Here is a 23,547-nt window from a genome sequence, read left to right as displayed (position 1 = left end):
AGCCGATTGTAGGATGAGTCTATAAGCCGCGAATAGGAAAGTAGAGATGACTGCTTCACGCCAAGGGTGCAAAGAGAGTAGTAACATTATGCACTGCCAACTATACTATGTCAGCGAGTCGCAGCATAGTCAGGTTGCAGATATACAAGCGCTGATAGTCGCACATCAGCTGCCCATTATTTTACACCTTGAGCTGTTTACCGATAAGCTTAGTCAAAAACGTCGCCAGCAGTTAAGCCAGACAGCTACCCAACCTATCTTGTTGTTGGATGAAAAAAATAAGCTATCATGGCTGAGCGATGGGTTAAGCGTTGCACCAGAATGGGATAAGCTGCAACGCCGTGTGGTGAGTGCGGGGCGTAAGTCTGAGTTATTATTACAAGCAGTCAAAATTACATCTGACAGTCATGTTATTGATGCCACAGCAGGCTTTGGTCATGACAGCTTGATATTAGCCAGTACGGGCGCACAGGTCGTTATGCTCGAGCAGCAGCCCTTGATGGCATTGTTATTGTTAGTAGAGCAGCAGCGTATGAGTGGGCTAGCAAATTGGCAAAAGCTGATGCACCGTCTGCATATTATCAATACCGATGCGCTTGGCTATTTTGCAACTCTAGCAGCTGATACGATAAATGACACTAAAGAAATTGATAAGAAATTAATCGATGTGGTGTATCTGGATCCGATGTTTCCGGAAGACAGTTATCAAGATAGCAAGACGGGTAAAGGCGCTAAAGTAGGCAAGCATATGCAAGCCTTACACCAATTGGCTAGCCCACCAACGCTAGAACAAGAAGAACAGTTGCTACAAAGTGCGCAAGCAGTCGTCCGTCAAAAGGGACAAAACATAAACACACAGGGGCGCGTGGTCGTTAAGCGTCCGCAATTTGCGCCGTTACTTGCGCATCAACAACCAAGTGAGAGCTGGCATAACGAAGCCGTACGCTTTGATGGTTATTTTTTTTAATAGCCGTTTCTCATCATAATAAATGCGCCTAGCGATTGAACTTAGCTGTTGAACTAAGTTATTTGACTCAGTTATTGAGCTTAGAGTGCGCAGTTAGCAACTCCATATTTGTAAAATTTAAAGTGATTGGATTTAGGAGCAGGGAATGTCGACGCTAATTATTTGGATCATGGGTGCAGGATTATTATTAATAAATATCATGTTGCGCACCCGAATATTAAGGCTAGAAGCCCGTTTAAAAGAGTTCAGTCGTCCTGAAGATTATGTGGCATTTTTGCGTCAACAAGCCGCACAAAAAGACAAAATCCCTGCCATTAAAGCTTTACGTAAACAATATCCTGAGCTGTCGCTCATCGAAGCAAATAAACTGTGGCAACAAATTCAGTAGCTCGCCAATGTATTAATAATTCAATGTAATAGCACTTAATATAAGAGCTGCCGAAAAAGTAGGCAAACACGCACAAAAAAACCTTCTATTAATGATAATAAAAAGCCATGACATTTAACGACAAACTACAAGCCTACCTGCAATTAACGCGCTTTGATAAACCCGTAGGTATAGAACTATTATTATGGCCAACGCTATGGGGCGTAATGCTGGCGGCGATGGGTCAAGCGCAACAGCAAGGGGCAATGGCAGGTCTGCCAAGCCTAAAGATATTTTTGATATTTGCACTGGGCGCGATTTTTATGCGGGCGGCAGGTTGCGCGATTAATGATTTTGCCGATCGTAAGGTCGATGGTCATGTGACGCGCACCAAAGGACGTCCATTAGCTGATGGGCGTCTGTCTGCTAAAGAAGCAATCGCTGCTTTTTTAGTATTGGTATTACTCAGTGCCAGTTTGCTGTTCTTTTTGCCGATAGCCGTATTTTACTGGTCGCTTGGCGCAGTGTTATTGGCATTCATTTATCCATTTATGAAGCGTTTTACCCATTTGCCGCAGGTGTTTTTAGCAGCGGCTTTTGGTTGGGCGATACCGATGGCGTATGTGGCGATACAAGGCGCGCCTGATATCTGGTGTTGGTTGTTGTTTATTGCTTATATGTGTTGGACCGTGGCTTATGATACCCAATATGCTATGGCTGACCGTGAAGATGATTTAAAAATTGGGGTCAAATCAACGGCGATATTATTTGGTCGCTATGATGTGATTATTATCTCGCTGCTACAAACATTGTTTTTGCTTATTATGGGTGCGACCATTTGGCATTACTTTGCACCGACAAGCTTAGGCCTGACGCCAGTATTTGGCTTGGCGTTAGTGGCGATGATGTTTGCTAAGCAAAATAGTGCTTGTGCTACTCGTAATGCAAGAGCCTGTTTTCAGGCGTTTTTAGCCAATATATGGGTAGGGCGTTACGTCTTTGCTCTCATCGCAATCGCTTGCCTATGGACGACTTTTAATGGATAACTTCAAAAAGCTCTCAAAGTCAAAAGCGAAAAAATCTTCTGATGCCAATGCACCTGTTATCGATTATCAAGCAAAGTTAGCTGAGCACGGATTAACACGCGAACAAGTGATCGCCACCGAGCGTAAATTGGCTAAGTTTGCTAATACGATGGATTCGCTGGTACGTGTGCCTTTTACCAAACAAGGCATGGGTGCAGATGCGGCGCTTTCGACGATTCCGCTGGCAGGAGATTTAGCAGGACTGGCTTTAACCAGCTATGCTTTTGTATTAGGGCGTCAGCTAGGTGTGCCAGCGCATAAAATGACGCCTGCGGTCAGACTGGCACTCATTGATATGGTCGTTGGTATCGTACCGGGTATTGGCACGCTGCTCGATATTTTTATTCGCCCCAGTCGTAAGACTTTAGGCATCGTGCATGAGCATCTGCACGATGAATATGGCATTACTGAAACGATGCATATGGATCGACCATTTTTACATCAATCGCTAGAAGACAAACAGCGTAGCCGTTTTGGCGCTTTTTGGCACAATCCTATCATTGCATGGCTGTATTTGCACATTCCTGATCTGTTGGGATTGATCGTTATTGTAGTGATTGGTTGGGGACTGTGGGCAGTAATCAGTTGGCTGGTTAGTCTGTTTGGCAAAGTAACTGGATTTGGCTAGAGAAAAGTTAATAGCATTAAAAAGGCGGCAAATATCATAAATATTTGCCGCCTTTTTAATGCTTAAGAGATTTCTTTTATGTAAATTTTCAAAGGTTCTAAGCTGTATTTTTTAATCAGTTACTCAGTGATGACTTCTGCTTCGGCACTGACTGCATCAAAGCTAGTAATTTTGTTATTTTGGACAAGGTCGATAGTACCACCACCAGCATGACTGACCAGTTCGATGCTGCCATCGCTTGATCGATAAGTTGGGTTATTGCCTTGACCTTCAGGTGCACTTAGTGTCATTTTTGGTTTATTAGGTAGGTTAATGATAGCGTTGAGTACGCCTGCTGCTGAGGTTTCAAAAACGACCGAGAGTGATTCACCAGCCGCATTTTTATAACGGACATCAGTAATTTGCGCGCCTTTAATGGCTTGTTCTGGATTTGGTGCTGGGGCAGTATTGTTTGCTACCGAGTCTGTTGCACCAAGGTCATTTTCTAGCTCAGTTAAGCTTACATCTTGTTCTGAGCTTACTTCAGAATTTGCGATATCATCACCATTATCAGCGGTCGTATCAACATTAATATTGGTAGTCACGGGTGTGGTTTGTACTGCCGCTTCAGAGATTGTTTCGTTATCTGTCTCAGGCTCTGGTGTTTTTTGGCAAGCACTCAATAGTGAGAGACTTAAAAAAATAGCAGAAATTGCCTGAAAAAAGAGTTTTGATTTTGCAATTGTAAGAGCATCGATTTTCATGATAATACGGCTATCCATTGGCAGAGTTTTTGTTTAAAGTATAGTGAATGACGTAGACTTATTTATCCCTCACAGTCAAATATGACCGTCATGTGCTATTACTATCAATTTCTTGCTTACTATCTACAGGCATTACTTATTTCAGTTTTAGGTTGTCGGCTGCCATACCGCTTTCTTTATACACGTCATCTAAGTATCGACGGCTGGCAAGTAGCTTGTCTACAACACCACTTTGGCTTTGGATATTGAGCTTTTGAGAAAAGTCTAAAATCGAGTTTAATTGATCTAATACCATGTCATAGCTGGTATTTTGTTTGTCGGTATCAATAATGACTGTTTTGGCATAATGTTGATCGAGGCTAAGGTAGTCGCCAATCAATTCTGGAACACGTGTGGTGATGAGTTTATTGAGAGTAAATAGCTGTGATTCAGTGATTTCTTCATGATGGGTGGACTCATATTGTTGTCCAATATTGTCCATAGTCACTCGAAACGCCTTAGGTACTTGCTCGTCATAAAGTAGCTTGATAAAAGGATGTCGAGCTGAAAAATTAATCATGCTGAGCCCGTTAGCTCGCTCATGATTTACCTCGTTGTTTGCAGTCATATCTGCTTTAGACTGGGTAGCGACAAGATTCGCAGAAGCTAAGTATTCTTGATGCCGCTGTATAGAAGCAATCTGTGTGTGCTTAGACTTTTCTTTCATCACAAAAAATATGGGCACAATAACAATTAGGCTAAGCAAAATGAGTAAGGTAAAAAAAGACATGTCGGGACTCTGTCATAAAAAATGCTATTTATTAAAAAAAAGTTTTTAGATTACAATATAACATGCTTGTGTTATGTTAAGGCAAAATAGCGGTCGATAAAAGTTGTATCTCGCTACTGTTTATCTCGCTATTATGTATCTTACCACTATATATCTTTTACGACTAAGTGCTTGCCTATTTCTAATTAAGGAAGATGATGAATAATGACACGATTACTAAGAGTCAGCTAGCCGCTTATAAACCAACTACTGCTTATGTCGGGACTTCTTGGGCGGTGATGTTGGTGGGTGTCCTAGCGTATTTACTTGGCTTATGGAATGCACAGAGTATGTTATTAAATGAAAAAGGCTATTATATAGCGGTGCTGGCGCTAGGTCTTTATTCAGCAATTAGCTTGCAAAAAACCCTGCGTGATCGTAGTGAAGGTATTCCAACAACCAATATGTATTATCTAATCAGCTGGGCGGCTCTTGGATTATCCATTGCGCTAATCGCTATTGGGTTGATGAATGCGGGAAGTTTAAGCTTAAGTGAAAAGGGCTTTTATATGATGGCATTTACCATGAGTTTATTTGCTGCAGTGACCATTCAAAAAAACACCCGTGACGAAGCACAGATTCGCACTTTAACTGCACCAATGATTACGACTGATACTCAAAGTAGTACTAAAATTGGTCATCAAGAGTCCCGAGACTCTGACACTGGAAAATCACTTTTTGGTGCGGTTAAATCTAGAATGGAAGGCAGTGATTAAACCTTTGACTAAAAATCTCAAGTAAGCGGTGTTTGTAAACGCGTACGATTTGGCGACAGGCGCGCAAGCATCGCTGTTGATAAGGGGGCAAATGCTCCTAACATCATATCTGTTAGCGCTTCAGCACATATTGGTGCAATGGCATACCCCTTAGCTCCCATGGCACTCATGACCCAAGTTCGTTTACTGTCTGCTAACGCTCCAACGATAGGATGATAATCAGGCGTTTGCGTACGAATCCCCGCCCGTCCTTGCCACAAACTAATATCTGTTGGAATAATCGAGTCCATCTCGGGAATGGCAGTCACTAGTTTGTCTCGGCTAATCTGATGCTCTTCTGTGCGAATATCTATGTCGGTATCATTGCGTATAAAGCTTGCGCCTAATAAAAACTGAGAGTGCTGTTCTACAACATCGTTCAATTGTGCATCGCCTGTTTGCGCGGTAAATAACGCACAGTAACCGCTGTATTTAAGCGGTATTTTGGGCAATATGGTGAGCTGCTCGTTTGTGGGCGTAAACCAAGAAAGCTGACCACGAATTTTACGACAATCAAAAATACGCTTGTCCAGTTGATGACTCTCAAAAGCTGCGCAAATGACCACATTATCAGCGCTAATGGATATCGTCTGCTTATCCTGATTATTGCCTGCAATACAAACACTTTCTTCTGTTTCGCTAACACTCTTAACGTCTACTTGCTGAAAGTGGATGAGCGGATGCATTAGGATAGTATCTTTTAATGCTTGTGGATTGACCAAGCCAGACTGCGGTAAATATAAATTCTCTGATAAATCTTGTGTTTTTAACCCGCTGATAGTTTGCGCCTGCTCATGGGATAGTGTGGTGGCCATTTCATCGTGATAATCAGCGATTTGCTCTGTGCCAATATTGGCTTTCATAAGCAGATCAAGAGCACCCGTTGGTTCAAGTATTGGCACTAATGCTGTTTTTTTAGCGTCTACACTTAAGCATCGATATAGCCTGCTGCTATAGAGATAGCCTATGGTATGCAAATGTTCGTCGACATGATGAATGGGCGTCATCTTGGGGGCAAGTAGGGCGCGAGGGTTGCCTGATGCGCCCGCCAAAGGTGCTAATTTATCTAGCAAAGTCACTTGAATACCATGATTGGCCAGTGACCAAGCCGTTAATAGCCCCGAAACGCCAGCGCCAATGACAACGCTATGGGCGGGCAGGTTGTCAGTGGGTTTGGAAGATTGGCTATCGTTGTCGGGCGCGGCGGTGCTAGCATTATTGTAAGAGGTGATGTCTTTACTATTGGTGTCTTTACTATTGTTGCCATTATTATTGTCAGTTAAATTTATGGTATCCAGCATGATCGCCGTTAGCATTTCGTTCTTACGACCAAAGCCTTTCACTTTTTTAATCTGAAAGCCACAATCTTGCAGCGCACGTTTGACGATGCCGGCACAGCTATAGGTGGCGGCAGTTGTATTGGGTCGTGATAAACGCTGCATTTGTGCAAAAATACTATCCGCCCACAAGGTACTATTGCAAGAGGGCGCAAAACCATCCAAAAACCAAGCGTCAACATAAGGTGCATGCGAGCTAGAAGAGTTATTTGCCAATTTGGCTAAGCTCTCAGCTGCGTCACCCAACCATATATCAACGGTCAAATTATCATCAAAGAAACTCAAACGATGACAGCCCGCGATAAGAGGCGGATAGGCCGCTAATAATAGCTCAATCAGTGTTGTCAATTCAGGCGCGCGCTGTCCCCATAAGTCAAGTATTTGGGTAAGGTCGGTACGAGGTATCGGGAACTTTTCAGTGGTAATAAAATGCAGTTTTGCAGTTGCTAATTGAGGGTGTATATCCCGCAGCTGTCGCCATAGCTGCCATGTAGCGAGAAAATTCAGTCCAGTACCAAAGCCCAATTCAGCAATCGTAAAGCATTGATTTGGTGCAAGATTGGTCAGTCGTTCAGGCAATTGATTGTGCGCCAAAAACACATGACGCGATTCCGCTAAACCATCAGCATTTGAGAAGTAAACATCACCAAACTCACCCGATACCGGCACTTTATTACCCGTATCATCCATCTGCCAATCAATCTTGGCAGGGGTGATATTTGATGAGTGAATGCTTAGTGACTGAGTGTTTTTGGAGGGTGTCGACGATGTATCAGTATCTTTTGATTCGAACGTGGATTTAGACATAGACAGTCACATAAGATAAATCAATAAAAAGCGCGTGGTACTAGTTACCAGCGTTCACGGCGGACAAACACCAACCAAGAAATAAAAATACCGACCAACAAGCTAATTAAGACAGTAAATGCACCGTATAAAAAAAGCTGACCTTTGCTCTCGTAGACCAAAACATTTACTTGAGTTTGCAAGTCATTCAACTCGCGCTGCAACTGTGCATTACGGCTTAATAGCTGCTGATTGGCATCGGATAACGCCTTATCAGATGGTTGTAATTGCGCCGCCAATGTATCGCTGATATTCATCACTGAGTTTTTCGTTGGTTGAGCGGTCGATATTGGTTGAGCTGGCACGGGTGTCGTGAGTGTTGGATCAGCCACATCGATAGCTGTCACCGTCGGCGCAGCCTGTGCTGAAACAGTAGCCATAAAAATCATACTAACAATGCTACGCTGATAAGAGCGACTTTTTAACAAAGATAGGCACTGAATCACGATTTTGCTACTTTAACTGATGCGCTGTCATCCGCTTTTGGCAATGTATGGATAAAGGGTTTGATATCTACGTGACTGTACACGCCATCACGTAAGTAAGGCTCATCGTTTGCCCATGATTGCGCTGCTTCTGCAGAGTCAAAGTCAGCAATAATTAAGCTGCCTGACATCTCGCCTTTGCCATGCTCGATGGGTGTTGGACCAGCGATAATCAGTCGATTGTCATGATCTAAAGCTTGCAAGCGTTCGACATGTTCAGCGCGGGTAATCTGACGTTGTGCGCTGCTATTGGCCACGTCATGACCAATAATGGCAAATAAGGACATGAGACTTCCTCGATTAATAAAAATTATGATTAATTTAAAGTGTTTTGCTTAATGCGCCCGAGCTAATTGCGATTAATGATTGTCGCTATTGGCATTTAGAAATAGCATTGGCTTTATTATAAAATGATGAATTGAGTATTATTTGACGGTTTTATCCGTGAGCGCAGGGTTGAGGTGCTTTTTTAATACGGCAAACTGGGCGATGACGAATACCAACATAATCGGAATCCAGCCATAAGTTTTAAAGTTAATCCATGCCTCATCTGACATCGTAAACGCTGTGATATAATGCAGTATGCCCATAAAGGCGAAGAATAGTGCCCAAGCGAGAGTGAGTTTTTTCCAACCACTCATCGTCAGCAAAAAAACATCTTTCATTGCCAGTTGCATCAGTGGCTTATTAATCGCAGCACTGACTAAAAGTGTTAGTGCAAAGATACCGTTGATAATGGGTGACTTCCAACGCAGATAGATATCATCACGCAATAATAAAGTACCACCACAAAACAAAATGGTTAATAGTAAGACAACCCATTGCTGTTTATCAAAAGTGCCTTTTTGGCGAATAAAATGAATGGCATAAACAATGATAGTGGCGATGAGCAACGCACCTGCCCCCGCTAAGATACCGCTGTAGCGAGCAGCAATGAAAAAGGCAATTAAGGGAATAAAGTCTAATAAAGCTTTCATAGCAAAGGGTATGTCCGACAAAAACGTATGGGGTAGTTTACACGTCTACTGCGCCAAAAAAAAGCAATCAACACGATAATCATGCTATATCACAGGCCTGCGTAGCAATATCTCATGATTATGACTCATAATCATGACAACTGCCAAATATAACGGCTTATTGGCAATGTGCTCATTTTTTTATTTTCTACACTTTTAATTTTTAATGCTAAGGCTTCTCTTATGAAATTCGATTTACATTGTCACAGCACTTGCTCTGATGGTACTTATGCACCAACGGAAGTAGTGCAGCGCGCCCATGCGGCCGGCGTCAATGTATTGGCATTGACCGATCATGATACGCTGGCAGGAATTGATGAGGCGCGTGAGGCTGCCATTGCCTGCGATATGCAACTGATTAATGGGGTCGAGATAAGCTGTGAGCACACACTTATTGGTGGATATGGCAAAAATAAATCAACCAATAAAATCATCCATGTGCTGGGGCTAGATTTTACCGATCGCGAAAGAATGCATGCAACACTGCAGCAATTACAGGATAGCCGTGCCACGCGTGGTCAACGAATCACTGAAAAGCTCAGCGCGCTATTAGATATTAACTATGACGAGCTGTGGCAAGCCGTACTTGATAAAGCAGGCGGCAATCCACAAGCGGTCGGGCGCGCGCATATTGGTCAAGTATTGTTTGAGCGCGGTGAAGTCAAGACGGTACAAAAAGCCTTTGATAAGTATTTAGCAGACAATAAGCCTGCTTATGTGGCGATTGATGCACTGAGCATGGCTGATGGCATTGAGCTGATCCATGCTTGTGGTGGCAAGGCGGTGTTGGCGCATCCCACGCGTTATCAGCTTTCAGCAACACGAGTCCGTAAACTGATTGAAGAGTTTGCTGGTCTTGGTGGCGATGCTTGTGAGCTGCCGTCGAATAGCGAACCGGTTAGTACTCGCAGAATGGTCGATCGCAGTATCGCTCAGCATAATCTTGTCGCCTCGATCGGCAGTGACTTTCATGGTAGCAATATGCCGTGGCGTCGTTTGGGTGATGTACCGACAATGAACCCTGATCAGCAGGGAGTTTGGCAGTCTTTTGCAATGTTTTCTTAGCCGAAAATTTATTGCTGAATACAGTTTTGAATGTTAACTCAGCTGAAATATCAATTGACAGGTTATCCAAAAACCATGCGTCATATATTGACGCATGAAGGCACTAAATAGATTGATAACTGCGACAGAAATTGCCACACTAGGTAAGTGGGATTTATTTTTAAAAATGAAATTGTCGGGGTTAACTCCCATTTAGTTTACAAAATGTAGTACCGACACTCGCATTCTTATCTACTTAAGTTTTTGGGAATGGTATAAGGTAAAAAGTCATATCATTTATTATTATTGATTCAGGCTTTTGATTTTTATTTAATGGTTTTAATGTCGACTTAATAACTTTCAATATTTGCGGTAGCCCTACTATGGCTGTATCGATATCTCATCTAGGCTACACCAAGCTATCTCAAGCAATTTTTGAGTGGCAAGCTGCTGATAAAACGTCATTACTGGCTTTATTTATGGTGATGGAGGTATCTTTACACTGGCTATGGTGTTTGTTTGTTTGGTGGCGCCGCGATGTTTATGACACCTATGTCGATATAGCCCTGTTGTATCCACTATGGTTCGGCGTGACACTGGTAGCTTTGTTTTTATTATGGATGACCAGTCGTTTTTCACCTGTCAAAAAAGCCAATAGCAATTTGTATAAATGGCAAGGCATACTAATTACGGTTTATAGTGCCTATATTGCAATGGTTATTTTAGTTTTAGGACATAGTAGCTTGGTCGCGGGCGTCTCTTTAGTCGGCGGTGCGATACTGGGGATGATGCTTATACGTCGGCGCTATGTATGGAGAGCGTTTTTAGGGCACGCAGCCGTCATTCTGGCAGTCACATTTATTCCTTATCTTGGCGTTACTTTACCCAATCTGCGTCAAATGACGCTCACGGTCATTCCTCTTGATACCTATTATAGTTATATCAATTATAGTGAAATTACGACAATCGAAAACGCCATCTCTGCCTCTATTTTTCAAAATGGCACGCTAAATTGGGACAGTGTTGATCAATTGCGCCGATCTTCCGCTTTTTTTTGGCGTTCTACACATATTTATATGGCGCTACCAAAAGCTATTTTTATTATCTATATGTTTCGTACTTTGTTACTAATATTAGATGACAGTAAAAAGGAAATTCTGCAGCATGCCAATCAAGATGAGCTAACCCAACTCAAAAGTCGCCGTTACGGGATGATGCAAATGAAGCAGGTGCTGAAGTCAGTAGAAGACCATCAAGATATCAGCGTTATTTTATTGGATTTGGATTGGTTTAAAGAGGTCAATGACAGTTACGGTCATGAGATCGGGGATCGAGTATTGGTGGAGGTCGCGCAGACGCTCTTGCAGTCTTTAACTGATGAAACAATCGTGAGTCGCTATGGCGGTGAGGAGTTTTTGATTGTATTGCCAGATACGAAGCACGACACAGCTATGATAATAGCTGAACAATTACGGCGCGTTATCGCCAAACACGTCATCATTCTCGATGACGATACAGCCTTTAGTGTGACTGCCAGCTTGGGGCTATATACACTGACCCATGGTGAGCGTAATTGTATAAAACAAGCCTGCGAAACTCTGAATAAAAAGGATGCCTCGCAGTCGCTTGCTAAACCGCAGAGAATCCCCTCGTATAGTAGCAAACGCGTGAATCGTAAAATTCCCGCAGTGCAGCTACCTCATGATATTTGCCAGCGCTTAATTTGTATGGCAGATAAGGCTTTGTATGAAGCCAAAGGCCGTGGCCGTGATCAAGTGGTGAGTGCCAACGAGATGTTGGCAGCAAAAAATAATAATATTGAAGCGCTTTATGGCACATAGCTGGCTGCCATAGTCGAAGGGTCAACTACGTTTTAGTGTATTAATTGTTTTACTAAGCTTGCCAAGACACTGGTGGCAAAGCTACCTGTCGTTAACGTAAAGCTCAGCACCAATGTCTGTTCATTATCTTTATCCTGCCATTCCCAAGACAGCGCTTCAATAGGTAGGCGCAGCGCGCGTCGCTGTGCTTTTACATCGCGCTGCTCTAAGCCATTGGCTAAGCGAGCCAGTAGCGGATTTTGCTGAATCACATTTTTCTCAGTACTTGCCGCCATGCCGCTGACTTTATCATTATCCTTGCCCCATAATGCAGCAGTGGGATGGATATCACCCGTCTCAAGGCGTTCACGCAACGTGTCGTCTATGGCTTCGCTAGTAAATATTGACCCTGAACCCTCTAAGTTAAACACTTCGCCTGCCAGCCCAGTATTCCAGCTGCCATCACGTACACGTAACGCCAATATCTCATTGAAAATTAAGCTACGTGCGGCAGACAGCTCCATTGTATTCTGCTCACGTGGCGCGTGCTTGCGTTTGCTCTTTTTGGGTTGTGGTCGACTTTGCTGTAGTGGGCGGGCAAACAGCGATAATGCTTCTCTAATATTATTGCCATTACGTCCAAAACGCTGAGGGCCGAAATAATTGGGCACGCCATTTATAGCGATGCTTGCTAAATGCTGCTCGACATCTTGCTTCGCCGACAATAATTGCTCAGGTGCTGGCAATGCTGTATCAAAATCAGCAAATTGGATATCACGCAAGGTGATGATAAATTGATTGGCGCGATGCGTGCCGCGATTGAGCTTTTTGTTGTGCCATTTCTGGTCGATGATCGTGACCGATTCATCGGCTCCGATATCGACTGGTGCAAACTCAGCAGCAGGCAGTTGTTTTTTTGGGATTCGCAAGCTAAACCACTGGGTTGTCAATGCATGGCGATCCTTAAGACCTGAATAACCAACATCGCGCAGAGGAATCTCTGCCCACTCTGACAGCAGTTTGGCAAGATAAGCGGTATTCATCCCTGATTTTTGGATATGCAGCCATAAATGCTCACCTTCACCGGTGAATTCGAGCGGCAATAGCTCATTAACGATAAAGTCTGTTGCGTGGGCTTTATAGGTTGCTTGCTGCACAGGTGGTTGAAGAGGCTGCGGTAACTGCGCAGTATCCGTCGCGGCGGTAATATCGATACTTGCCATATCAAACTGCTCATTATCAACTTGATTGTTTTCAAGAGCGGATTGAGGGCTAGCATTAATATCGGTCATGTCATCACGAGAAGTCATAAAGTCGTCTTTTATGTTGAGGATAAAATTTAAAAAGAATAGGTAAGCATAGGGATTAACAGTTAACGATTACGTTTTGCAACGCAGGAAACATACAAAAAAACAGCGTGTGCGAAAGTGTCTTGTTACTATCAATGGATATCGTTTTAAAAAAGCATTTAAATAAACGTATCGAGAATGGTGTTTTTCGTTGAAATTGGCTGATGCGATAGAGTTATTTTCAACACGTTTGATTCAGGGAACCATTATAACTGTTAAGGAAGACTTATGACCAATGCAACGATTGACACAGTGACTGTTAATAAGGCCGATATTGCTAGTGGCGGCATGAAATCTTACAAGCAAGATGATGATAGTATCATTTTGATTACCCGCGACGACGATGAGTTTCAGGCGTTCGATGGCAAATGCCCGCACGCAGGCGCAGATTTAGGCACAGGCTTACGTTGTGGCAATCGCGTGGTCTGTCCTTGGCATCATGCGACTTTTGATAGCCGCGATGGTACTCTGTTAGAGCCAGTCGCGACAGCAGGCTTGACTCAATATGAAGTGACCGATAACGGCGACAGCTTAACGGTGAATACCTCAGCGAAGATAGACAAAAAGATTGCAAATGATAAGCTTATTGATACGCATACGCTCATCGTGGGTGGTGGCGCAGCAGGTTTTATGACAGCGCATCAGCTGCGTAACACTGGCTATGGTGGCAAAATTACCTTAATTAGTGCTGATGATAAAGCCCCTTATAACCGTCCATTATTGTCCAAAGCATTTTTAGCGGGCAATATGCCTGAAGAAAAGCTTCTACTAGGCGGTGCAGATTGGGCGAGCAAGCACGATATTAATTTGCGCTTGAATCAAACTGTCAGCGAAGTATCGCCCAATGAACGTACCATTATCATTAAAGATAAAAATGGTCATAGTGACAGACAAACCGCTGATTTTTTAGTGGTTGCAACAGGCGCTGAGCCAAAGATACCGCCTTTTAAAGGCGCTGAGCTTGATGGCGTTTATACGCTGCGCAGTATGGATGATGCCAAATTGATAAAAGCGGCCAGTCATGACCAGCGTGTGGTTATTATCGGTACTGGCTTTATCGGTATGGAGGTTGCTTCCGCATTGGCACAAGCAGGCACGACGGCTTCTATTACCGTCATCGGACAAGACCATCGCGTCATGGGAAATATTGTCTCCGAAACCGTCAGTAATGCGCTGATCAAGCTGCATGAAGAAAATGGCATTCAGTTTGTCTTTGATGCCACGGTCAATGAAATCACTGAGGTCAAAAGGGTTGTTAATCAGTCTGAGAATGAAGAAGAAAACCAAACCTTGTCACAAGTGGGCGGTGTCACGCTGGTGAACGGTGAGCAAGTTGATGCAGACATCGTGATTTTAGGGACTGGCGTAGCACCACGTATAGATCTATTCGAAGAAGTAAACGCGCCAGATGGCTTGCAAGTGGATGAGCATTTACAGCTGCGTGATGGGGTTTATGCATTGGGTGATATTGCAAAAGCTTCTGGACAAATGGGGCGCATGCGCATCGAACATTGGCGCGTGGCCTTGCAACATGGCTTAGTGACTGCGGCTGCGATATTAAATGATGATAGTGTCAGCTCGCTCGCCGCGCGTATCCCTTTCTTTTGGACGATGCAATATGGCAAAAGCCTACGCTATAGTGGACATGCCGCGACACCCGATCATAACATCTTGTTTGGTTCACCAGATACGTTAGATTATATCGAATACTACTTTAATGATGATGGGGAAGACACACGTGCTAGTGCGGCTAGCACTTTAGGGCATGATAAAGAATTGGTTGCCTTTTCTGAACTGCTCCGACGTGGTTATGCGCCAACGCGTGCACAGCTTAAGGCAGGATTTAATATTATCGACCAAGCACTGGCGTTATCGCCCTAGTACTCAAGATGGATACATATTACTATTAAGGCTGACCTATCGATTTGGGTCAGTTTTTTTAATACAAACAAGGAAAGGAAAAATTATAATATGAATAAAAACACTATAGATAAAAATTACTTGGATAGAGAGTCCGTGTTTTTGCGACAAGCGCAAGCCGATGATATTAATGCACTTGAGCAATTGTTAAATCGCTGTTATCGCGAGACCGCAGGTTGGACCAATGAGGCGGATTTGATTGGTGGTATTCGAACCACGTCAGCCGAGCTCGCTGCTGTGATTAATGACCCTAATCACTATTACTTTGTCTATCCAAAAACGACAACGGGCGACCGTGATGGAGAGGAAACGGGTGAGATACTCGGTTGTATCGCTGTCGATATCAAAACCGATGCTGACTCAAACAACAAAGCCTACATCGGTATGTTTGCGGTAGATCCAGAGTTGCAGGGGTATGGCATTGGCAACGTGATATTGCAAGCAGCAGAAACCTTTGCTACTCATCATCTACAATCAGATGAGCAAGCAGCAGATAGAAAAACTGCACGTTTGACCATGTCTATTTTGAGTCATCGTCCTGAGCTGTTGGCTTACTATCAGCGCCGAGGTTATGAGCTAAATGGTAATAAAATGCCATTTCCAAATGACGGCAATAATGGTGAGCCAAAGCGTGAAGATTTAGAATTATTGGAGTTAGAAAAAATGGTTCATTAAAGAATATTGAATGTTTAAAGGCTGATTTTATTAACCCCAAAAATGACCAAAGGTCATAAATAGCCCAACACTTAGTAATATAAATGCCACGATGATTAAGCGCTTGAACCAGTTAAAAGCTGGCAAGCGCGTGGCATTGTCATCAGACATCAGATAGGCAAACAAAAATAACAAACTTGCTGCCAAGGTCATAATTCCCAGACCAATCGGTAATATAAAAAAGTACACCTGCCACACAGTTATCTCGCAACGGTTTTGAATACCACATCATAGCAGTATCGTGAATGCACTGTCAGTATACACCGCACGTTAATTCCTTCATCTCATTAGATTATTAAAGGTATTTATCATAAATCCAAACTTGTATTCTAAAATTAAGTTGGGTATCTAGAAGTAATTCTGTATAGTGAAGTAACATTATAGATACATTGAGATTGAGATGACTAATCTGAAAAAATTGGCAGTCATAGCATTACTAACACCGCTATTTGTCGCATGCTCTAATGCACCTTCTGAAAGCACAGTTGAAGCGTTAATCGAGGCACAATACGAGCAAGCCAATAGTATGATGGACGATGCGATGGCGAACGCAGGCAATGATGAGATGGCAAAGGCGATGAGCGGCATGATGGAGGGTATGATGCCAAAGCTTGAACGCGTCGAAAATATCAACTGTGATACTGTCGAGGGTGACAATACTTATATGTGTACCGCTGATATCACTCAGACAATCGCGGGGGAGAGCCGCACTAACAAGACCAATTTCAAGGTTTATCAAGTGAACGATGAATGGGTATTAGGTAATTAGAACCAAAACTTAATATTTAAATAATTTTATAAAGGAATATATCCAGATATGCCTAATAGTACCCAACAATCCCACGTAAATATCAATAAAGACGCTAGCAATAACGATATTAATAATGTTCAAGCAAGTAGCCATAGAACAGATATGCAAGCTGCTAGTACCAAGCAGGACTCTACAAACATAGCTCTCCTAAACTGGTTAGGCTGTTTGTTCTTTGGATTTATTCCACCACTCATTATTATGCTAGTCAAAAAAGATGATGCTTATGTGCAAACACAAGCTAAAGAGGCGCTGAACTGGTCGATCACTTTCGTTATCGGCTATATTGGCTTATGGATTGTGGCAATGATACTTGGCTTTATTCTAGCCTTTATATTTGCGCCTTTAGCGATGATTCCAATGCTAGCACTGGTATTATTTGGCTTCTCGCACTTAGTGTTTTGCGTAATGGGGGCAATCAAGTGCTCTTCTGGCAAAGATTTTAGAGTGCCTTTTAATATTCGTCTGATTAAGTAACATCAATTTAGTGGTTAACGTTAAAAAAATATACTGATATAAAACAACCCCATAAGTTGTTTACCACTTATGGAGTTGTTTTATAGAGTAGGCTTTCTATTAATACTACCTACTCAAATTAACGCATTGTCACAAACTCTTCTGAGCCAGTTGGATGAATGGCAACCGTATTGTCAAAGTCCGCTTTAGTCGCGCCCATTTTGATGGCGACGGCAAAGCCCTGAATCATCTCATCGACACCAAAGCCAAGACCGTGTAGACCAATGACTTTTTCCTCATCGCCCAAGCACACCAGTTTCATCATACACTTCTGACGATGCTGGGTCACCGCGCTATACATCGAGGTAAATGTTGAGGTATAGCATTTGATATTATCCTTGCCATAGCGTTCAACCGCGTCGATTTCAGACAAACCAATCGTACCAATAGCAGGATGGGTAAAGATCACCGTTGGTATCAACGTATAGTCCAAATGCTCATTAGGTTTGTTGTTAAACAAGCGCTCTGAAAGACGACGACCTGCTGCAATAGCTACTGGCGTCAAATCCACACTGTTTTCGATAATATCGCCGACCGCATAGATGTTCTTAACATTGGTATTTTGAAACTTATCGACTTTAATTTTGCCAAACTTGGTCGTCTCTACACCCGTCACTTGCAGGTTGATATTGTCTGTCGATGGCGCACGACCAATCGCCCAAATCAAGCAATCTGTCGTGTCTAGGCTGCCATTTTCGGTACACAAAGTCAGGCTGCCATCTTCGTTTTTATTGACTTCCGTGAGCGTGGTATTGGTATGCAACTGAATACCGTCTTGCTCCATCTCTATGAGCAATGCCTCTACTACACTGTGGTCAAATGAGCGCAGCGGCGAGTGCTGGCGTACGTATAAATGCACCTCAGCGCCCAAACTGTTCAATACGCCTGCGATTTCAACAGCGATATATCCAGCTCCTACAATTGCCACGCGTTTTGGCAAATGATTCAACGCAAAAAAGCCGTCAGAATCGATACCGTATTCTGCGCCCTTGATATCTGGCTGAATCGGGTGACCGCCGGTGGCAATCAAAATATGGTCAGCGGTAATCAGCTCACCATTTACTTCTACCGTATTGGTATCGACAAATTTGGCAAAGCCTTTGATCACTTCTACGCCATTTTTGGCCAAGTTATTGTCATAAGAGCGATGAATATTTTCGATATATTGTTGACGGCTCTGCACCAGTTTTTGAAAGTCAAAACCTTTAACATCCACATCAAAGCCATAGTCTGGTGCATATTTATGAATAGCCTCGGCAATTTGCGCGCCGTACCACATCACTTTCTTAGGTACACAGCCCAAATTCACACAAGTGCCGCCCAACTGGTTGGCTTCGATAATGGCACATTTTTTGCCATAGCTCGCCGCACGGTTGATGGAAGCAATGCCACCGCTACCGCCGCCAATGGCGATATAGTCATAATGTTTTGTCATGGTTAAGTCTCTTTATTCAGGAAGTATTGATGCGTATTGGTGCAATTTTGCCGTCTATTATTTTTTAATTCTGTTGTTTTGAACTCTATTGTGATGGGTATCATTATTAATCTTACAAGGTTTTGCTTATAAGGATATGCCAGCTAGCATCAGAATATAAAAGCATTTAGGCAAAAATAGCCTGACATCTAATCATCCTATCTAAACCCAACTGGACTCATCTAAACTTACTTAAACAATGGCACGTCGTCTATAAAATAACAGTCCCGGAATGGATAAGCCAAGCACCAATCCTGAGGTGACAAATAATGCTTCAAACAAGTACACCATCATTTGGCTAAATAACTCGTCTGAAAAACCAAAATAACCAATCTGCACCATACTGACCATCGCTTTATAAGCGGCGATACCGGGCATCATACAAATGACACTAGGCGAGATAAGTGCTTTGGGTGGTAGCGTATACTTTTTAGAAAAGTATACACCCAAAAAGCTGGCAAGCATTGCCCCAAAAAAGCTGGCAACCACGAGATGCACATGCTGATAAACGAGAGCAGTCTTTAATCCGAAGCCAAAAGCAGTCATCAGTAAACAAGGCAGAATATAGCGTTTGGGTACGCTGAACATCAGCGTCCAACCAAGGGTAATAATACATGAAAGCACAACAGTTTCAATGAACCACATCTCAAAACCCCCAATGCTGTATGCGTAGTAAAACCAACGCCATCACGATACCAACGCACGCGGATAGGGTGAGCATATAGGTAAATACCGCACGCCCAACGCCAATATTGACATAGCCTTTTAAGATATCTGAGAAAGAATTGATCAAAGGAAAGCTAGGCACCAGTAGCAAGACGCTAGAGGCAACCGCAATATCGGCATTATTACCAATATCAAAATAGTAGGTCGTCGCTCCAATTAAAGAAGCAATAAAAGCGGTCACAATGACGGTGATAAAAGGATTAAAGTGGTGTTTGGACAGATAAATACGGGTGAACATCGCTACCATACCCGCAATAAATGTCACGGCGGTAATCGACCAACTGCCCCCATTCAAATACGCAAACGCTGCGCAAGACGCACCAACAAATATGCCCACCAGCCACGTTGGGTATACTGTCTTATCTAACTCATCAAAGGCAAGGGTCGTGCGGTCAATCAAATCGGTACTATCGACGGTAGCTTCAGTTTTATTGATAATTTGCTGGATTTGTACCAATAAATTGACATTGATGCTCTGATTGATCGTGTCTCTGGTGGTGGTGATACAGCGCTCGTCACAGATGGTCGTCAGGGTGATGGCGTTAAAATTCAGTGAACATTCGACGCTGTTCATCCCCAAAGCAAGCCCTAAACGTTTAGACAAGTCCACGACTACGGCAGACTCAGCGCCATACTGCATGAGGAGTAAGCCGCAGCGCACGCATAGTCGAGTAATGCGTTGCTGCTTTACATAACTGATAGAGGTCATGGGTGAGATACGCAGGTTGGTATTGATACGCTATTATAAAGGGTCTGGGAGCTGACGCGCAGACATTATTGGACATTATGTTTGATGCTACGATAAATTATAAACTTTTTGGCAAAGAGAAAATAGAACGTACGGTAGCTGCGCGAGTGATAAATGTGATACGAGCATTTATTTAGGTGGGATCTATTGCAGGATGCTCTCTGAGCAGCGATTCTAATTAAAGGAATAAAGTTGTAGGCGTCAAATGGAGGTTGGCTGGGGCTTGTGATATCAAACAAATAATAGATTATAAAATTAATAGACTTTTGTTTTCTATAATGATAATCTCTTCCTCGATAATTTAGACACATTACTTACATGATAATTACATATTAATTGAATTTTAGTTACGTTATCAATTATATGTCGCTCTCAATTAATGTGTGGCAAGATATGAATTTCGATAGTGGAATGTTAAGCCTATCAATTCATTGCCTTTAGCTTAGTTATTTAACTCAATTGCATCTCTCAACTAGGACGTCTAATGACCACTTTTCATAAAATAAAAAATGCTCTATTGCTGACTACTATTACTACTTTAGCAGGGTGTACTACGGTAGCCGATATGGCAGGGTACGATACGGCTTCATTAAATACCGATGCGGCTAAAAGTTACTCTCAAGTGGTCTCTAAAGCCAGTAGTCAAGGCGCGGTAGATAATACTTCTGCTACCGCCATTCGAGTTAAAAACGTCTTTAATCGTATGAAGCCCTACGCCGTTCGCGCTAATACAACAGGCGTCCCTTTTGATTGGCAGGTCACGGTTATACGTTCACCTGAATTAAACGCTTGGGCAATGCCGGGTGGTAAGATGGCTTTTTATACCGGTATTGTAGAAAAGCTACAGTTAACAGATGCAGAGATCGCTGCGATCATGGGACACGAAATGACCCATGCGTTATCTGAGCACAGTAAAAAAGATGCTGGGCAAAAAATTCTGACCGGCTTAGCGCTGCAGTTAGGTGGTGCCGAACTACAGTCAAGAACAGGGTTAAGTGATGATGCGTTGGGTTTGATTAGTGACTACGGACTTGATAAGCCATTTTCTCGTAGTCAGGAGTCACAAGCCGATGCGGGTGGTTTACGCTTAATGGCGCAGGCAGGCTACAATCCAGAATCTGCCATTTCAGTATGGCAAAAAATGGAGGCTGCCAATGGTCGTAGCAACACCATAGCTACTTTAATGTCTACCCATCCAAACTCTGGGCAGCGTATCGCTAAAATTCAGGCACTTTTACCTGAGGTTACGCCAGTTTATCAAGCGGCTGCGAAAGCACCTGCTAACGCAACTAGTGGGGCAACGACTGGAGTAACTACTAGAACCATTAAACGTAAATAACTCAGTAAATGCTATCAAATCAGTGAATGTTATCAAAAAAGGTAAGTCTTTTGACTTGCCTTTTTTTTGCGAAGAAATATTGAAAAGTGGCTGGTTTGGACTTTATCTGACGTCTGGATATTGGGTATTGTACATCCAGCTAGCCTACGCTGGCTAACCAAAACGTCTATTGAACTCAGACTCATTCATAAATAATAGTATGATTACTTCGAAAAGAGAAATTACTGCTGGTATAAATGTCCAACAGAACAATAGATATAAGATACCCCAAAAGACCTGATTTAAATAAAATTTATGTATCCCAAAACCTCCTAAGAATAAAGCTAACAATATTGCAACACCTTTACTTTTTCTACTACTGTTTAGTCGTACGATAGTAGTAGAATTTTGAGCCGGCAAAGGAGGTGGGACAGTTTTAAACGGTGCAGGTTTAGCAATAGGAAAGCCACAATTAGTACAAGAAGCGCTTTGATTACTAATAGACTCAGAGCATTCAGGGCATTTAATTAAAAACTTCATTTTAGAAGTTGGGAGCCCACAGTTAGTACAAGAGACGCTTTGGTCGCTAATTTTGTGTGTGCATTCAGGACAATCAATAATGGCCATATATTTTCCGTTTCTTACAATTTTTTAGTTATAGTTTTAATATCAATTGTTACTTATGCTGTGTTTCTTCAATTTGAGAATAGACCTAAAAACTTTGTAAAATATAGTGAATCTCTTCTTTAGCTAGAAAGTAAATGATGATGCAGCTAATGATAAAAATATTTGTATGATTGAAAAATCCGTAATCGTCAGGTTCCCCAACTTCTTCGAGCTCTTTAAGAAGTTTAAGCTCTTTAAGTTCCTCAGATGAATGTTGAATATTTTTGAACGGTGCAGGTTTAGCAATAGGAAAGCCGCAATGATTACAAGAGGCGCTTTGATTAATAATCGACTCAGAGCATTCAGGACATTTAATTAAAAAATTCATTTTAGAAGTTGGGAGTCCACAATTAGTACAAGATACGCTTTGGTCGCTAATTTTATGTGTGCATTCAGGACAATTAATAATTGCCATATTTATTCCTGTATTTAGCTAATAGATGGCTTATTCCCACAGCCAAAATTGACTATATTCGTTCTGTCTAATTCGCTTCTGGACTTATTTTGATACATCACTTACAAATAACACCGATTTGTATCCACTAATTTTACTCATATAGTTTATCTTGCATACAATTGGCACGCTCAATTGCCTTCCACTGACTATATTCCGGTTCGTCCTTCCCTAGGTAAGCGCTGTTTACTTTTATAGCTTGTTCACATATTGCTCGATCATCACTTTTTCTGCGTTCTATATCACTCTCTTTTTTATAGTCCGCTGCTTTATTAACTACTTTTTCGTTGTAAGATTCTTTTGTTTTTATTGGTGTTTCGCGTACTTCATATTCTTTCTCACTACCCGAAGGGGCATTTGATAATAAAACTTCCCTCGATCTTGCTTCTACTGACATGACCGGCTCTGGCTTGAATTGCTCCAATGTTACCTTTTCAACTACTTCGTTCTTTGGAGCTTCTAGCGTTACTACTTTCTCAACTACTTCATGATGTTCTATTTTTTTTGACACTACTCTTTTGGTTTGACATATGAAGTTAACAATATCTTGATCTGTCCAATCCGGTGTTGGCGTATACCAATCCCCTAGGTCTGCTGATATTAAGGCCTCAAGATTATCTGATGAGGTTTTTCTTATCTTATCGTTTGCGCAGTCAATTTGCATTTCTCCATAAGCATCACTCTCGTTCCCTCTACGTGCATACTTAACATTTTCAATGCCATAAGATGCAAAGTGAACCGCCCCGAGTATATCGGAGGCTGATCTACTTGAGTCAGGCAGCAATGCCTGACAGGATTAAATTATCATAATACCGCTTTTCAAACTCAAAGGGTGACACATAACCAATCGTGCTATGCAGTCGTGTTTTATTGAACCAGTCCACCCATTCAAGCGTTGCCAGTTCAACATCATTTACACCGTTCCAGCTCTGCTTTAAATAATGAATCACCTC

Annotated in this window: 27 protein-coding genes; 12 read left to right on the top strand and 15 right to left on the bottom strand. The window is 42.5% G+C overall.

The genetic code is table 11. The features are described 5' to 3' along the window. The first annotated feature begins 46 nt into the window (after positions 1–46). The 4 genes from ACP69U_RS09720 (at position 47) to ACP69U_RS09705 (ending at position 3,047) form a co-directional block, all read left to right on the top strand. Positions 47–967 (top strand): class I SAM-dependent methyltransferase, encoded by a 921-nt coding sequence (locus ACP69U_RS09720; protein WP_426138429.1) that lies wholly within the window; start codon positions 47–49, stop codon positions 965–967. A gap of 145 nt (positions 968–1,112) precedes the next feature. Then, complete coding sequence (locus ACP69U_RS09715) at positions 1,113–1,355, top strand: hypothetical protein (protein WP_087815087.1); 243 nt, start codon at positions 1,113–1,115, stop codon at positions 1,353–1,355. Between the two features lie 107 nt (positions 1,356–1,462). Continuing rightward, positions 1,463–2,380, top strand: a complete 918-nt coding sequence (gene ubiA / locus ACP69U_RS09710; protein ID WP_109589584.1) for a 4-hydroxybenzoate octaprenyltransferase — start codon at positions 1,463–1,465, stop codon at positions 2,378–2,380. Then, on the top strand, positions 2,373–3,047 hold the full coding sequence (locus ACP69U_RS09705) for a DUF4112 domain-containing protein (RefSeq protein WP_227676601.1): 675 nt from the start codon (positions 2,373–2,375) through the stop codon (positions 3,045–3,047). The genes ubiA and ACP69U_RS09705 overlap by 8 nt, the downstream gene beginning before the upstream one ends. 119 nt (positions 3,048–3,166) lie before the next feature. Here ACP69U_RS09705 and ACP69U_RS09700 read toward each other — a convergent pair whose 3' ends face one another. Further along, positions 3,167–3,790, bottom strand: a complete 624-nt coding sequence (locus ACP69U_RS09700) for a hypothetical protein (protein ID WP_426138428.1) — start codon at positions 3,788–3,790, stop codon at positions 3,167–3,169. A 136-nt stretch (positions 3,791–3,926) separates the two neighbouring features. Continuing rightward, on the bottom strand, positions 3,927–4,559 hold the full coding sequence (locus ACP69U_RS09695) for a hypothetical protein (protein ID WP_426138427.1): 633 nt from the start codon (positions 4,557–4,559) through the stop codon (positions 3,927–3,929). 197 nt (positions 4,560–4,756) lie between these two features. Here ACP69U_RS09695 and yiaA point away from each other — a divergent pair, with 197 nt between their 5' ends. Beyond that, positions 4,757–5,314: an inner membrane protein YiaA gene (yiaA, locus tag ACP69U_RS09690; protein ID WP_055124683.1), complete on the top strand. Its 558-nt coding sequence runs from the start codon at positions 4,757–4,759 to the stop codon at positions 5,312–5,314. Between the two features lie 17 nt (positions 5,315–5,331). On the opposite strand, the gene mnmD is transcribed toward yiaA, so the two are convergent. The 4 genes from mnmD to ispZ form a co-directional block, all read right to left on the bottom strand. Beyond that, a complete protein-coding gene (gene mnmD / locus ACP69U_RS09685; RefSeq protein WP_426138426.1) occupies positions 5,332–7,497 on the bottom strand; it encodes a tRNA (5-methylaminomethyl-2-thiouridine)(34)-methyltransferase MnmD in 2,166 nt (721 codons plus the stop codon). A 44-nt stretch (positions 7,498–7,541) separates the two neighbouring features. Beyond that, positions 7,542–7,916 (bottom strand): hypothetical protein, encoded by a 375-nt coding sequence (locus tag ACP69U_RS09680; RefSeq protein WP_227676030.1) that lies wholly within the window; start codon positions 7,914–7,916, stop codon positions 7,542–7,544. A gap of 62 nt (positions 7,917–7,978) precedes the next feature. Beyond that, positions 7,979–8,308 carry a YciI family protein gene (locus ACP69U_RS09675; protein ID WP_109589571.1) on the bottom strand — a complete coding sequence of 110 codons (330 nt, stop codon included), beginning with the start codon at positions 8,306–8,308 and terminating at the stop codon, positions 7,979–7,981. 138 nt (positions 8,309–8,446) lie between these two features. Further along, entirely contained in the window at positions 8,447–8,998 is a 552-nt protein-coding gene (gene ispZ / locus ACP69U_RS09670) for a septation protein IspZ (RefSeq protein ID WP_045444273.1), read from the bottom strand. Positions 8,999–9,220: 222 nt separating this feature from the next. On the opposite strand from ispZ, the gene ACP69U_RS09665 reads away from it, so the two are divergent. Both ACP69U_RS09665 and ACP69U_RS09660 read left to right on the top strand, forming a co-directional pair. Next, positions 9,221–10,102 carry a PHP domain-containing protein gene (locus ACP69U_RS09665; RefSeq protein WP_426138425.1) on the top strand — a complete coding sequence of 294 codons (882 nt, stop codon included), beginning with the start codon at positions 9,221–9,223 and terminating at the stop codon, positions 10,100–10,102. A gap of 362 nt (positions 10,103–10,464) precedes the next feature. Beyond that, positions 10,465–11,922, top strand: coding sequence for a GGDEF domain-containing protein (locus ACP69U_RS09660; protein ID WP_193008597.1), 1,458 nt, complete (start codon positions 10,465–10,467; stop codon positions 11,920–11,922). A gap of 32 nt (positions 11,923–11,954) precedes the next feature. Here the strand turns inward: ACP69U_RS09660 and truD are convergent, their stop codons facing one another. Next, the gene (truD, locus tag ACP69U_RS09655; RefSeq protein WP_227676034.1) at positions 11,955–13,124 is read right to left on the bottom strand and encodes a tRNA pseudouridine(13) synthase TruD; all 1,170 of its coding nucleotides are present in this window, start codon (positions 13,122–13,124) and stop codon (positions 11,955–11,957) included. A 354-nt stretch (positions 13,125–13,478) separates the two neighbouring features. Between truD and ACP69U_RS09650 the strand changes: the two genes are divergently transcribed. Both ACP69U_RS09650 and ACP69U_RS09645 read left to right on the top strand, forming a co-directional pair. Continuing rightward, positions 13,479–15,131, top strand: a complete 1,653-nt coding sequence (locus tag ACP69U_RS09650) for an FAD-dependent oxidoreductase (protein ID WP_201560675.1) — start codon at positions 13,479–13,481, stop codon at positions 15,129–15,131. Between the two features lie 90 nt (positions 15,132–15,221). Further along, on the top strand, positions 15,222–15,845 hold the full coding sequence (locus tag ACP69U_RS09645; protein WP_201560676.1) for a GNAT family N-acetyltransferase: 624 nt from the start codon (positions 15,222–15,224) through the stop codon (positions 15,843–15,845). 30 nt (positions 15,846–15,875) lie between these two features. Here ACP69U_RS09645 and ACP69U_RS09640 read toward each other — a convergent pair whose 3' ends face one another. Continuing rightward, on the bottom strand, positions 15,876–16,037 hold the full coding sequence (locus ACP69U_RS09640; protein ID WP_227676031.1) for a hypothetical protein: 162 nt from the start codon (positions 16,035–16,037) through the stop codon (positions 15,876–15,878). 247 nt (positions 16,038–16,284) lie between these two features. On the opposite strand from ACP69U_RS09640, the gene ACP69U_RS09635 reads away from it, so the two are divergent. Both ACP69U_RS09635 and ACP69U_RS09630 read left to right on the top strand, forming a co-directional pair. Further along, entirely contained in the window at positions 16,285–16,653 is a 369-nt protein-coding gene (locus ACP69U_RS09635; protein ID WP_045454206.1) for a hypothetical protein, read from the top strand. A 48-nt stretch (positions 16,654–16,701) separates the two neighbouring features. Then, positions 16,702–17,169, top strand: a complete 468-nt coding sequence (locus ACP69U_RS09630) for a DUF4870 domain-containing protein (RefSeq protein WP_426138424.1) — start codon at positions 16,702–16,704, stop codon at positions 17,167–17,169. Positions 17,170–17,287: 118 nt separating this feature from the next. Here ACP69U_RS09630 and gorA read toward each other — a convergent pair whose 3' ends face one another. From gorA to ACP69U_RS09615, 3 genes are all read right to left on the bottom strand, one after another. Further along, positions 17,288–18,643 (bottom strand): glutathione-disulfide reductase, encoded by a 1,356-nt coding sequence (gene gorA, locus ACP69U_RS09625; RefSeq protein WP_426138423.1) that lies wholly within the window; start codon positions 18,641–18,643, stop codon positions 17,288–17,290. 231 nt (positions 18,644–18,874) lie between these two features. Beyond that, on the bottom strand, positions 18,875–19,327 hold the full coding sequence (locus ACP69U_RS09620; protein ID WP_010201359.1) for a threonine/serine exporter family protein: 453 nt from the start codon (positions 19,325–19,327) through the stop codon (positions 18,875–18,877). Between the two features lies 1 nt (position 19,328). Beyond that, positions 19,329–20,117 carry a threonine/serine ThrE exporter family protein gene (locus tag ACP69U_RS09615; RefSeq protein ID WP_045444295.1) on the bottom strand — a complete coding sequence of 263 codons (789 nt, stop codon included), beginning with the start codon at positions 20,115–20,117 and terminating at the stop codon, positions 19,329–19,331. Between the two features lie 523 nt (positions 20,118–20,640). Between ACP69U_RS09615 and ACP69U_RS09610 the strand changes: the two genes are divergently transcribed. Beyond that, the gene (locus tag ACP69U_RS09610) at positions 20,641–21,495 is read left to right on the top strand and encodes a M48 family metallopeptidase (protein WP_426138422.1); all 855 of its coding nucleotides are present in this window, start codon (positions 20,641–20,643) and stop codon (positions 21,493–21,495) included. A gap of 153 nt (positions 21,496–21,648) precedes the next feature. Here ACP69U_RS09610 and ACP69U_RS09605 read toward each other — a convergent pair whose 3' ends face one another. The 4 genes from ACP69U_RS09605 to ACP69U_RS09590 all read right to left on the bottom strand — a co-directional run. Next, positions 21,649–22,101 (bottom strand): TM2 domain-containing protein, encoded by a 453-nt coding sequence (locus ACP69U_RS09605; protein ID WP_227676076.1) that lies wholly within the window; start codon positions 22,099–22,101, stop codon positions 21,649–21,651. An 85-nt stretch (positions 22,102–22,186) separates the two neighbouring features. After that, positions 22,187–22,555 (bottom strand): double zinc ribbon domain-containing protein, encoded by a 369-nt coding sequence (locus ACP69U_RS09600; RefSeq protein ID WP_201581948.1) that lies wholly within the window; start codon positions 22,553–22,555, stop codon positions 22,187–22,189. Positions 22,556–22,688: 133 nt separating this feature from the next. Next, on the bottom strand, positions 22,689–23,258 hold the full coding sequence (locus tag ACP69U_RS09595) for a hypothetical protein (protein ID WP_426138421.1): 570 nt from the start codon (positions 23,256–23,258) through the stop codon (positions 22,689–22,691). 109 nt (positions 23,259–23,367) lie between these two features. Further along, a partial coding sequence (locus ACP69U_RS09590) for an integrase core domain-containing protein (protein WP_426138420.1) occupies positions 23,368–23,547 on the bottom strand: 180 nt, incomplete at its 5' end.

It is taken from the genome of Psychrobacter sp. TWR1-1-1 (assembly GCF_049895865.1).
GTDB lineage: Bacteria > Pseudomonadota > Gammaproteobacteria > Pseudomonadales > Moraxellaceae > Psychrobacter > Psychrobacter immobilis_A.
Note: the sequence above shows the minus strand (reverse complement) of the source record. Positions and strands in the feature narration are given on the sequence as shown.